General features: G+C 71.3%; 8 protein-coding genes. All 8 read left to right on the top strand.

The genetic code is table 11. The annotated features are described in order from the left end of the window. Position 1: 1 nt before the first annotated feature. The 8 genes from G9373_RS04925 (at position 2) to G9373_RS04890 (ending at position 12,207) form a co-directional block, all read left to right on the top strand. Positions 2-913 carry a LysR substrate-binding domain-containing protein gene (locus G9373_RS04925; RefSeq protein ID WP_005253940.1) on the top strand — a complete coding sequence of 304 codons (912 nt, stop codon included), beginning with the start codon at positions 2-4 and terminating at the stop codon, positions 911-913. Between the two features lie 136 nt (positions 914-1,049). Next, on the top strand, positions 1,050-2,363 hold the full coding sequence (locus G9373_RS04920; RefSeq protein ID WP_167114139.1) for an MFS transporter: 1,314 nt from the start codon (positions 1,050-1,052) through the stop codon (positions 2,361-2,363). A 1-nt stretch (position 2,364) separates the two neighbouring features. Continuing rightward, entirely contained in the window at positions 2,365-4,311 is a 1,947-nt protein-coding gene (locus G9373_RS04915) for an FAD-dependent monooxygenase (protein WP_167114136.1), read from the top strand. Positions 4,312-4,320: 9 nt separating this feature from the next. Further along, the gene (dhaL, locus tag G9373_RS04910) at positions 4,321-6,054 is read left to right on the top strand and encodes a dihydroxyacetone kinase subunit DhaL (protein ID WP_133984887.1); all 1,734 of its coding nucleotides are present in this window, start codon (positions 4,321-4,323) and stop codon (positions 6,052-6,054) included. A 125-nt stretch (positions 6,055-6,179) separates the two neighbouring features. Further along, complete coding sequence (locus tag G9373_RS04905; protein WP_005253944.1) at positions 6,180-6,977, top strand: hypothetical protein; 798 nt, start codon at positions 6,180-6,182, stop codon at positions 6,975-6,977. Positions 6,978-7,097: 120 nt separating this feature from the next. Beyond that, positions 7,098-7,385 (top strand): hypothetical protein, encoded by a 288-nt coding sequence (locus tag G9373_RS04900; RefSeq protein ID WP_120660553.1) that lies wholly within the window; start codon positions 7,098-7,100, stop codon positions 7,383-7,385. Positions 7,386-7,390: 5 nt separating this feature from the next. Beyond that, positions 7,391-11,902: a cation-translocating P-type ATPase gene (locus tag G9373_RS04895; protein ID WP_133984885.1), complete on the top strand. Its 4,512-nt coding sequence runs from the start codon at positions 7,391-7,393 to the stop codon at positions 11,900-11,902. Positions 11,903-11,934: 32 nt separating this feature from the next. Continuing rightward, on the top strand, positions 11,935-12,207 hold the full coding sequence (locus G9373_RS04890; protein WP_133984883.1) for a hypothetical protein: 273 nt from the start codon (positions 11,935-11,937) through the stop codon (positions 12,205-12,207). Positions 12,208-12,212 lie beyond the last annotated feature (5 nt).

Below are 12,212 nucleotides of genomic sequence, written 5' to 3'. Positions count from 1 at the left end.
CATGCCCCGCCCCGACAACGTCCCCGTGTACACGATGCGCCAGCTGGCGGCGTTCGTGGCGGTCGCGGAGACCGGGACGATCAGTGGTGCGGCCGAGCGGATGCACCTGTCGCAGTCGGCGTTGTCCGCGGCGGTGACGGACCTGGAGAAGGCACTGAAGGCGCAGTTGTGTGTGCGCCGGCGGGCCCGCGGTGTGCAGCTGACCCCGACGGGGGAGGCGGTGCTGTCGCGGGCGCGTGCCCTGTTGCAGCAGGCGGGGGAGTTGCAGGCCGACGCATCCGGGGAGGGCGGTGTCGTGGCCGGGCCGATCGCCGTCGGCTGCTACCCGGCGCTCGGCCCGACGATCCTGCCGTCGATGTTGTACGCGTTCACCGCGGAGTACCCGCGGGCGTCCGTGGAGTTCCGGGAAGACACCCAGAACCGGTTGCGGACGCAGCTCGAGGGCGGCGAACTGGACGTCGCCATCGTCTACGACCTCGACCTCTCCCCGGAGTGGCAGACCGTGCCGCTCATGACCCGCGAGCCGATGGTGGTGCTCGGGGCGGAGCATCCGCTGGCGGGTGTCGACGGGCCGGTGCGCCTCGCGGATCTGGCCGAGCACCCGATGGTGCTGCTGGACGCGCCACCGAGCACCAACCATGCGATGGACGTCTGCCGGGAGGCCGGATTCGCGCCCCGGGTGGCGTATCGGACCGCGAACTTCGAGACGGCGCGGGCCTTCGTCGGACGCGGTCTGGGGTGGACGCTGCTGCTGCAACGACCCCGGGTGGATGTCACGTACGAGGGGCTGCCCGTCGTCGTGAAACCGATCGCCGACCCGAAACCGGCGTCGGTGGCCGTGGTGGTGGCGTGGCATCAGGAGGCGACGCTGAGCCGGGTCGCGCGGGCATTCATCCGGTTCGTCACACCCTGAGCTGCGCATTCACGCCTTCCACGGTTTTTCTGCAATTCATGTGGGGATAGTCCCGCTTTTCAGATGTATGTGAGTCGGGTCATTGTTTTCCGGTAGCGCGATGAGTGCGCGCGCAGCAGAACCGGGAAGGCAGACGATGACGGCAATCACCGAGGCGACACCGCCGGTGTCTCACAAGGAAGCACGCAGGGCAGTCCTGTCGAGCTTCGTCGGTACCGCGATCGAGTGGTACGACTTCTTCATCTACGGCACCGCCGCAGCCCTGGTGATCGGACCGCAGTTCTTCCCCGGCGCGTCGACGTTCGCCGGAACCCTCGCCGCATTCGCTACGTTCGCGGTCGGCTTCATCGCCCGCCCGATCGGCGGTGTCGTCATGGGGCACTTCGGTGACCGCATCGGACGCAAGTCGATGCTGGTGCTGTCGCTGACCATGATGGGCGCCGCGACCGTCGGCATCGGCCTGCTCCCGAACTTCGAGGCCATCGGGGTGGCCGCACCCATCCTGCTGGTGGCGTTGCGGTTCGTCCAGGGCATCGGCGTCGGCGGCGAATGGGGCGGCGCGGTGCTCATGGCCACCGAACACGCCCCGGAAGGCAAGCGCGGCCTGTACGGCGCGGCACCGCAGATGGGCGTTCCGGCCGGAGTGATCATGGCGAACGTCGTGTTCCTCGCCGTCACCCAGTTGCTGTCCGACGACGCGTTCCAGACGTGGGGCTGGCGGGTGCCGTTCCTGATGAGCGCCGTGCTCGTCGGCGTCGCGATGTGGATTCGCCTCGGCGTCTTCGAGTCCCCGGCGTTCGCGGAGGCCAAGGAGAGCAACACGATCGTGAAGATGCCGATCGTCGAGGTGCTGACCCGCAACTGGCGGACGGTGCTGCTCGCGGCCGGCACGTTCATCGCGACCAACGGCATCGCCTACGTGTTCATGGTGTACGTCCTGACGTACGGCACCAAGGAACTCGGATACAGCCGCGCCACCATGCTCACACTGCTGATCATCGCGTGCCCGGTCTGGATGGCGGGCATGGCCGTGTCGGCCTGGAAGTCGGACGTGCTCGGCCGGCGCCGCGTGTACACGTGGAGTTCGATCGCGCTCGTGATCGTGGCCGCGGTGTTCTTCCCGCTCATCGACACGGCGTCGATCCCCGTCATGCTGCTCGCGATGATCGTGATGGCGGCGGTGCTCGGCACCACCGCGGGGCCGCAGTCGGCACTGTTCGCGGAACTCTTCCCCGCCCACATCCGCTACAGCGGTGCGTCTCTCGGCTACCAGATCGGCGCCATCCTCGGCGGTGGGCTCGCACCGTTCATGGCGACGTGGCTGTTCGAAGCGTTCGGCACTTCGACGGCCGTCACCGCCTACTTCGTGGTGATCGCCGTGGTCAGTCTCGTCTCGATCCTGCTGTTGCCGGAAACCAACACCAAGCGCCGGGAAGCGGAGGCCGCCTGACATGTCCACCTACTTTCAGCCACAGAAGTACCCGGCGACGGAGTTCGCGTCGACCGGTGCAACCGACGAGGCCCTGCCCGTCGTCGTCGTGGGCGCGGGACCGGTCGGCATGGGCGTGGCACTCGGCCTCGCGCAGCGCGGCATCCCCGTCACCGTGCTCGAGGCCGCCGACCAGGTGTCGTTCGGCAGCCGCGCCATTTGTATCTCCCGGCACAGCCTCGAGGTGGCCGCCCGGCTCGGCTTCGGGCCGGAACTCGAGAAGATCGTGCTCCCCTGGGTGGGTGGTCGCAGCTTCTACCGCGACGAGCAGGTGCTGCACTTCGAGATGGCGCACGGCGACCACGACGTCCGCGGGCCCATGGTCAACGTGTCGCAGTCCGAGATCGAGCAGATCATGACGGACACACTGCTCGCGCACCCGCTGATCACGTTCCACTGGTCGTCGAGCGTCGCCGGGGTGCTGCGGTCGGACGAGGACGTGACGCTCGACGTCGACACCGCGTTCGGTGCGCGCCGCCTGCGCGCGCGCTGGGTGGTGGCCGCCGACGGCGGTCGCAGCCGGATGCGTGAACTCGCCGGAATCCGGTTGCAGGGAAACAGCTATCAGGGCAATTACGTCATCGCCGACATCCACTGGGAATCGACGCTGCCCGCCGAGCGGATGGTGTGGTTCGACCCGCCGAGCAACCCCGGCTCGACGATCATCATGCATCAGCAGCCCCGCGACATCTGGCGCATCGACTACCAACTCGACAGCGCCGACGACGCCGAACTCGAGACACAGGAAGACCGCATCCGCGACCGGATCACCCGGCACCTCGACTGGCTCGAGAACGACGTGCCGTGGACCCTCGAATGGCACGGCTTCTACCGCGCGCACGCGCTCGCCCTCGACGACTTCACGCACGGTCGCATCCTGTTCGCCGGGGACGCCGCCCACCTGGTGCCGATCTTCGGCGTCCGTGGGCTTAACTCCGGCATGGAGGACGCCGAGACCCTGGCCTGGACACTGGCCGCCGTCGTCCACGGGACCGCGGACAAATCTCTCCTGCGGGCATATTCGGCCGAGCGGCGCGCCGCCTGGCAGCAGAACGTCGACAACGCGGGCAAGTCGACGCTCATCATGTCGCCCGGCAGCCACGGCTACCGCACCACCCGCGACGCGGTGCTGGCGCTGGCCACGACCCGTCCGGAGTTCGGTCACCTCATCAATCCGCGGCAGTCGAGTGCGACGCACGCGCACCTGTCGCCGCTCACGTGGCCGGTGGCCGAGGGGACGACCGGCGTGCTGCCCGGGGATCCGATGGAGGACCGGCGCGTCCGCGTCGTCACCGCAGACGGGTCGGTGGAGTCGTCGCTGAACCGGGTCCGGGGAACGGGTTTCGCGCTCTTCGGTGTCGGAGTCGACGCGGCCGGTGCCCGGATGATCGCCGCACACGCATCCGCTCTCGCGATGGCGCTGTCGCCCGAATCGGTGCGGGCGGTCGTCGTCCCGGCACCGGGTGCGGCGGTGGCCGCGGCGGCCGACCTGACGGTCCTCGACGACCCCGACGGTGCGCTGCCGACGGCTCTCGGTGCGGCCGCGGGTGAGTGCTTCGTCATTCGCCCGGACGGACTCGTCCTGTGTCGGGTTCGGGACCTGTTGCTGCTCGGCGACGTCCGCGACCACCTGAAAACGGCAACCGCCCCCGCGCTGGGCGTCGTCCCCACGCACACGGAGACGACGGCGACGCCGGACGAACTGCTGCGCGAGAACGTGTGGATGGGACTGTCCGAGGCGCTCGACCAGGCGGGCGAATCGGACCGCGAGGGATTCCTGACCCGGTTCGCGCTGCTGCTCGGATCGCAGTCGGGCCGGCGGGAGTTCGAGGAAGCACTGGCCGCCGCCTCCCACGTGAGTGGCAAAGTGTCCTCAGGCACGCCGCGGCACTCACATGCGGACGCTTAGCCTGGGAGCATGGCGCACCCACAGTTCCTGAACTCGCCCAAGTCCTTCGTCGTCGACGCGCTCCGCGGGGCCGTCGCCACCACCGACGATCTCGAATGGCATCCGGAACCGGGTTATCTCACACGGCGGGAACCGATGCCGTCCGGGCAGGTCGCGTTGCTGTCGGGCGGCGGGTCCGGGCACGAACCGCTGCACGCCGGGTTCGTCGGCCGGGGCATGCTCACCGGAGCCTGCCCCGGCCTGATCTTCAGTTCGCCCAACGCGCTGCAGGTGCGGGCCGCGACCCGGGCCGTGGACGCGGGCGGCGGAGTCGTGCACATCGTGAAGAACTACACCGGCGACGTCCTCAACTTCCGCATCGCCGGCGAACTGGCGGCGGAGGACGGCGTCAGGGTCGAGCACGTGCTCGTCGACGACGACGTCGCCTCCGAACGGGAGGACGGGCCCGGACGTCGCGGCACCGCTGCCACGATCGCGGTCGAGAAGATCTGCGGCGCTTCGGCCGAGCGCGGAGACGACCTCGCCACCGTCGCGGAGTTCGGGCGACGCACCGCCCGGAATTCCCGCAGCATGGCGGTCGCGTTGAGAGCGTGCACGGTCCCGGGGGCGGACTCGCCGTCGTTCGACCTCCCCGACGGGCAGATCGAACTCGGGATCGGCATCCACGGCGAACGCGGAACCGAACGGGTCGACGCGATGGGGGCGGCCGAACTGGTCCGCCGGCTCACCGACCCCGTGCTCGCCTCGCTCGGCGTGGAGCGGGGCGAGCCGGTGATCGCGATCGTCAACGGGCTCGGCGCGGCGCATCCGCTGGAGCTGCAACTGCTGTTCGGTGAACTCGCCGACCACCTCGCGGAGCGGGGTGTGGTGATCCGGCGTTCGCTGGTCGGCAGCTTCGTCACCGCCCTCGACATGGACGGCGCGTCCATCACACTGGTGCGCTGCGACGACCAGCTCCTCGACCTGTGGGACGCACCGACCGCCGCACCGGGATGGCCCAACGCCCCGGCCGGTGAATTCCGTGGCATCGCAGACGAATCCGAGGTGCGGTTCCGGTCGAACGTCGCCTCCCGTGAGGACGAGCCGGAGGTGTCCGGCACCGCCGACACGCTGGGCCGTGCGGCGGTGGGCGCGTGGATCGGCGCGTTCGTGGAGAAGGTGCTCGCCGAGGAGGCAAACCTCACCGACCTCGACCGCCGCGCTGGCGACGGGGACTTCGGCACCAACATGGCGGCCGCACTCGACCACGTCGACGTTCCCAGGATCCGCGACAGCTACTCCCCGCCGACGGTGTTCGAGTCACTGTCCGACGCCTATCTCGGTCACGCGGGCGGCACGTCGGGCGCGCTGTTCGGTGTCTGGTTCCGGCAGTTCTACCGGGTGGCCGCCGACGCACCGCACGGTGTTGACCTGAAGGCGATCGCCGCCGCGGCACGGGCGGGCCTCGATACGATCCAGGAACTCGGCGGGGCGCAGCCCGGAGACAAGACGATGATCGACGCCATCGACCCGGCCGTCGCCGCCCTCGAATCGGCCGCCCCGGCCGGGAAGAGTCCGGCCGACGGTCTGGCCGAGGCCGCGGACGCCGCCGCACGTGGCGCCGAGGCGACCGCGGACATCACCGCGCGGCGCGGCCGGGCCAGCTACATCGGGGAGGCGGCGCGCGGCGTCGTGGACCCCGGTGCCCTGGTGCTGTCGTGGTTCTTCGCCGAGGCGGCGGAAGCGGCCCGCGCGGTCGGGTAGTCACCGCGCGCCGGGCTCGGCACGTAAGGTGAGGGGAAGAACGCCGAGTCGTGCTGCGCAAACCCGTCGCCACACCTCTCTCCACCTGCGTACGGGACGCAGAATCAGGGACGGACACGTAGACAGTGGAAGACACCGCCAGCCGGGGAATCCAGGCTTTCATCGCCGATGTCGTGGAACGGGGCGGCAAGGCAGTCCGGCTCACCCACTCGCGACGTAACCCCGTCCAGGTCTGGGGCGACGACGGCACGAGCTGCATCGTGCGGGTGCGCTCCAAGCTCAGCGGTGACTGGCAGGCCCGCAAACAGGACGAATCGCTCGACGACGACGACACCGGCTCGCAGTTCTGGGTGTTCGTGGATCTCGCGAGTTCGCCGGAGGAGTTCTTCGTCGTGCCCTCGTCCGAGGTGGCCGACGACATCCGCGCCGAGGTGGATCTGTGGATGATGGACACCCCGGGCCGCACGCGGACCGGACATCACGCGATTCCGCTGAGCCGGGTCGCGCACGGTCGCGGGCGCTGGGATCTTCTCGGGCTGGCGGGGGAGAAAGACCCCAGCCGCTACAGCGACGCGCAACGCGCCACGACGGCGGCCACGTTGCGCGCCGACGCCGTTGCCCGCGCCTCCGCCCGGAAGAAGCCGGCCAAAGCGACCGCGGCGTTGGAGGAACTGATCGATACCCGCCTCGAGGTCGTGGCCGACTTCGAGGGTTATCGGCTGGTCGGACGGTTCGACCCCGACACGCAGACTCTGGAGATCATGCGCGGTCCGATGCAGGGCCGCCGGTTTCCCGACCCCACGACGGCGGCGACCGCCGTTGCCAGTCACATCAGCGGAGACATCGAAACCCACGACGGCTGGGAATTCTGGCGCACCGAACAAGGTGATCGAATACCCATGGGACAGAACAGCATCCGATAGTCGCTGAGAGTTCCCTGAAACTGTTCCGGCGCGCGGCGGTTGAGAATACCCTGAGGTGGGTACCGCAGACATGATCCGCCGCGCATCGGCGGTAGTGGCCACGGCCGATGGGAGCTCGTCATGCGAATCGTCGACGGCACAGTGCACGCCGTGTCAGGTGCTGCGAACGCGACGACCAGCGCGGTCGGTGCGGTCGGCGGCGCCGCGATCGGCGGTGTGGTCGGCGGAGTCCGCGGGGCGGCGAGCGGAGCCCGGTCCGGCATGGAGAGCGGCAGTCATTCGACGCCCGCCGCCGCCCTGACCCTGGCCGCCGTCGGCGCGGCGGGACTGGTCGAGTGGCCGGTGCTGGTCACCGTGGGCGGGGCGGCGCTCGTGCTGCGGCAGTTCGGCGCAGGTTCCAGGCAGTAGCTGCCGTGGGAGTCGGTCGATACCTCCGCGCCACCGCATCCCTGCCGGTGCGCGGCGCCGGTGTCGGACTCGGGGTGGCGTCCTACGGGGGCACGGTCGCTGCCGATCTGATGGCGACCACCGCCCGGACCGCGACACACATCGCCACCGAGGTGCTCGGAGGAACCCCGGCCCGCCGCACGAGTTCCGGACACGGCCGTGCCTGGATCGAGGTCCGCGGACTCGACGGACCTCGCGGGGACGACGTGGCCGCGACCGTTCTCGGCGCCGTCCGGGAGACCGCCGGTGTGGCGGGAGCCGAACTCAACCGTGCGCTGTCCCGGCTGGTGGTGACGGTCGACGAGCACGGACCGTCGGTGGCCGCGTTGTGTGCCGTGGTCGCGGGCGCGGAGGATGTCGCGCGACCGATCGCTCGCGGTGCCGTCCGTGACCGGCCCGGAGAACTTCCCGGCGACGACGTCGCACTTGCCGAACGCGCGCTCGCACTGGCCGCCGTCACGACGGGGCTGGTCGCGGCCGCCGGCCTTCGCCTGCTGCCGATGCCCGCCCTGCCGTCGGCGGTGCCTGCCGCCGCCGTCACGTTCGTCAACTATCAGCCCCGATTGCGCAGCATGGTCGAGAACCGGCTCGGGCCGGACGCCGCCGAACTGCTGCTCGCCACCGCTCATGCCGTCGGCGACGTGCTGCGGCGGGCGCCTGCGTCACTCGCCGTGGACGTGGCACTGCGGTCGGCGATCACGGCTGAGGCGTGGTCGGGCCGGCGGGTATGGCACCGCCGCGAACCCGAACTGGCCCGGGACCCCTCGGACGACACGAATCGCCCCGCCCGCGCGCGCGGCACATCGGGACCGGTCGAGCGGGACGTCGACCGGGCGGCGATCGCGCAGTGGGTGGGCGCGACCGCGGTGGGGGCGGCGACCCGAAGTGTCGCAGGCGCCGCGGACGCGGCCCTGGTCGCCGCGCCGAAGGCGGCGCGCACCGCACGCGAGGCCTTCGCCGCGACGCTCGGCCGAGGGCTGGCCGATCGCCACACCGCGCTGGCCCTGCGTCCCGGCGCGCTGCGCTGCCTGGACCGGGTCGACGCGGTGGTCGTGGACCCGTCGGTGCTGCACACGGCCGAGCTCCGGGTGAGCGGTATCCGTGCGGTTCGGGACGCCGACCGGACGAGAGTGTGGGAGGCCGCGCGTTCTGCCGTGGGGGCCGGCGCTCTCGGGGTGGGCTGGCATGCGCTGACCGACCTTCCGGACGATATCGCCGTGGCAGCCGTGGACGAAGATTCCGCGGTCCTGGTGACCCCCGCCCACCACCCGAGCGCGGCGGCCGTGCTCGCGCAGGCTCGCACGTCGGGCGCCCAGGTGGTGTCGGTGAACGTGGACACGCTCGGCGGACTCCGCTCGGCGTTCGACGATCTGCTGCCCTCGAGCGGGTCACTGGATGTCGATCTGCGCGACGCCGTCGCGCAGTTGCAGGCGAACGGCGCGACGGTGGCGGTGGTCGCCGGCCGGGCGCCGCACGCACTGTCGTCCGCCGATGTCGGTATCGGTGTCCTCGTCGACGACGCCCCGCCGCCGTGGTGCGCGGACCTGCTGGTCGACGACCTCGTCGGAGTGTGGCGGGTGCTGCGGTCCCTGCCGGACGCGCGGACGGCGAGCAGGCGCGGCGTCGAGATCGCAACGGCGGCGTCGATGCTCGGTGCGCTCGTCATGCTGCCGGGAGTGCGTGGGCGTGGACCCGGACCCGTCACGGTCGGCGCGGCGGCAGGACTGTGGACGGGGCATTCCCTCGCGCGCGCTGTGCTGCGGGCCGAGGTTCCACCCGCCGCCCCGGTTCACGCCTGGCACGAGATGCCGGTGCCGGACGTGCGCCGGCTGCTTCCCGCGCGCAACGAGGAGGAGGCCGCGGTCTCCCGGCGCCGGTCGGTGAATCTGGTGCTGACCCCGGTCGAGGCGATCGGGCGGCTCACGGCGTGGCCGGTCGGGCTGGCCTGGGATTTCGGCCGGGCGATGCGGACGGAACTGTCGGATCCGCTGACCCCCGTCCTCGCCACCGGATCGGCGGCGAGCGCCCTGCTGGGGTCGCCGATCGACGCGGTGCTCGTGGGGTCCGTGCTGGCGGGCAACGCCGCGCTGTCGGCCGTGCAACGCCTGCACGCGGAACGTCTGCTGAACCGGTTGCTGGCGGCGGGCGATCCGCCCGCGCATCGCGTCGCCGGGCCTCCGGAGCGCCGGGTGACCGAGCGGGTGGAGGCGTCGCGGTTGCGGCCGGGCGACGTGATCGAGATCGGTCCCGGCGAGGTGGTGCCCGCCGACGGCCGGCTCGTCGAGGCGTCGGGCGTCGAAGTCGACGAGTCCTCGCTCACCGGGGAATCGCTGCCGGTGAGCAAGCAGACGTCGCCGACTCCGGGCGCACCACTCAGTGACCGCGCCTGCATGGTGTTCGCGGGGACCACGATCCTCACCGGCACGGCGGCGGCGATCGTCACCGCGGTGGGCGACGCAACGGAAGCGGGACGCGCGGGTGCCCTCACCCCCGCGAGTGCGTCGCACGTGGGTCTGCAGGCGCAGCTCAGAAGCCTCACCGACCGGGTGCTGCCCGTCAGCGTGGGAGGCGGCGCGCTGGTCACCGCCGTCGGGTTCCTGCGCGGCACCGGACTGCGGCAGGCCGTCACGAGCGGCGTCGCGGTCGCGGTGGCGGCGGTTCCCGAGGGTCTACCGCTCGTCGCGACACTCGCGCAGCAGGCCGCCGCACGCAGACTGACGAGGTCGGGCGCACTGGTGCGGACGCCGCGGTCCGTCGAGGCGCTCGGCCGCGTCGACGTGGTGTGCTTCGACAAGACGGGCACCCTGAGCGAGAACCGGCTGCGGGTCGTCATCGCCGTCCCGGAGCCGGGGTTCGATCGCGAGGACGTGCTCGTGTGCGCGGGCCGGAGCGCCGTGACCCCCGACGGCAGTCCGGCCGCGCATGCCACCGACGCCGCGATCGCCGACGCTGCAGTGGACCTGCTACCGCAGGAGGAGGACCGGAGCAGTTACCTTCCGTTCCGCTCCGGACGGCCCTACTCCGCCTCGCTGTCCGGGACACACGTGTCGGTGAAGGGTGCACCGGAGGTCGTGGTCGCGGCGTGCACCGGCATCGACGCGGACGAGGTCCACGACACCGTTCTCGGCATGGCTGCCGACGGGTTACGCGTCATCGCCGTCGCCCGCCGGACCGTCACGCCCTTCCAGGCGCGTCGCGCGGCCGACGACACCGCGGTGCTCGACGATCTGTGCGGCAGTGGGCTGCAACTCGTCGGACTGCTCGGGCTGGCGGACACCCCGCGCCCCGAAGCGGCCGGACTGCTCCCGGCACTGGAAGGGCGACAGGTCGGGGTCCGGCTGATCACCGGAGACCATCCCGTCACCGCCACCGCCATCACGAAAGAGCTGGGACTGGCCGTGTCGCCGGAGCAGGTGATCAGCGGGACCGACTGGGACACCCTGTCGCACCGGGGGCAGGAGAATGCCGTCGAGAAGTGCGTCGTCTTCGCCCGGATGTCGCCCGAGAACAAGGTGCAGATCGTGCAGACCCTCGAGCGAGTCGGTCACGTCTGCGCGATGGTCGGCGACGGCGCCAACGACGCGGCCGCGATCCGGGCGGCCAGCGTGGGGATCGGTGTCAGCTCGCGCGGCAGCGACCCGGCCCGCAGCGCCGCGGACGTGGTGCTCCTCGACGGCCGTGTCGACGCGTTGCTCGACGCCCTCGACGAGGGCCGTCAGCTGTGGCGGCGGGTGCAGGCGGGGGTGTCGGTGCTGCTCGGCGGGAACGCCGGGGAGGTGGCGTTCGCCCTGATCGGCAGCGCGATCGCCGGACGGTCGCCGCTCACCGCGCGTCAGCTCCTGCTGGTGAACGTGCTCACGGACGCCCTGCCCGCGGCCGCCCTCGCGGTGAGCCCGCCCAACGAACAGGCCCGGGGAGAGGGCCGCGGCCCGGACAGCGCTGCGCTGTGGCGGACCGTCGCGATCCGCGGCGCCGCCACCGCGGCAGGCGCGACGACGGCGTGGGCGCTGGCGAGCGTGACGGGCAGGCAACGCCGGGCGTCGACGGTCGGGCTGGTGGCGCTGGTCGGCACGCAGCTGGGTCAGACACTGATCGATTCGCGGAGCCCGCTCGTGGTGCTCACCGCGGGCGGTTCACTGGCCGCACTCACCGTCATGGTGAGTACTCCCGGGGTCAGCCAGCTCCTCGGGTGCACCCCGCTCGGACCGGTCGGGTGGGCCCAGGCGCTGGGCTGCGCGGGTGCGGCGACCGCGGCAGCCGCGTTCGCACCGGGGTTGCTCGAAAAGCTTGCGGGCGATCAGTCGACGATCTCGATCACACCCGCCCGCAGCAGCACGGCGTACACCTCCCGCAGCGGTGGGGTGAGAACGCGGGTGACCACCCCGGTCAACGGGTCCCCGGCGGCGGAGAAGACACCGGCAGCGGTCTGGGCGACGGAACTCAGCACAGCTGACACGGTCCGCGATCAAGGTGGCTGACCGGGAAACGGCACGGACAAGGGAGACGAACCATGGCCCAACGAACGTCGCAGGCGGAATCGCAGAGCGACGCCGTCCAGCGGGTGCGGGAGGCCCACAGCTTCGCGGTGCAGCTACCGATCCTCGGCAGGGTGCCGCTGCCGAGGCCCGAGCAACTGGCATTCTTCGCGGCGATCGGCTTGCTCGCCGCCGTCGAGATCATCGAATGGCCGGTCGCCCTGACCATCGCGGCAGGACACATCCTGATCACCGATCAGCACAACCGCGCCGTCCAGGAGATCGGGGAGGCCCTGGAAGGCGCGTGACGCGG

The organism is Rhodococcus sp. A14 (genome assembly GCF_011603105.1).
Classification (GTDB): domain Bacteria; phylum Actinomycetota; class Actinomycetes; order Mycobacteriales; family Mycobacteriaceae; genus Rhodococcus_F; species Rhodococcus_F opacus.
This window is presented reverse-complemented; position numbering and strand designations above follow the sequence as displayed.

Excerpts from the sequence above, each read along its gene's own strand:
- G9373_RS04925 (WP_005253940.1), top strand. The coding sequence starts at position 2 with ATGCCCCGCCCCGACAACGTCCCCGTGTACACGATGCGCCAGCTGGCG.
- G9373_RS04920 (WP_167114139.1), top strand. The coding sequence starts at position 1,050 with ATGACGGCAATCACCGAGGCGACACCGCCGGTGTCTCACAAGGAAGCA.
- G9373_RS04915 (WP_167114136.1), top strand. The coding sequence starts at position 2,365 with ATGTCCACCTACTTTCAGCCACAGAAGTACCCGGCGACGGAGTTCGCG.
- dhaL (WP_133984887.1), top strand. The coding sequence starts at position 4,321 with ATGGCGCACCCACAGTTCCTGAACTCGCCCAAGTCCTTCGTCGTCGAC.
- G9373_RS04900 (WP_120660553.1), top strand. The coding sequence starts at position 7,098 with ATGCGAATCGTCGACGGCACAGTGCACGCCGTGTCAGGTGCTGCGAAC.
- G9373_RS04890 (WP_133984883.1), top strand. The coding sequence starts at position 11,935 with ATGGCCCAACGAACGTCGCAGGCGGAATCGCAGAGCGACGCCGTCCAG.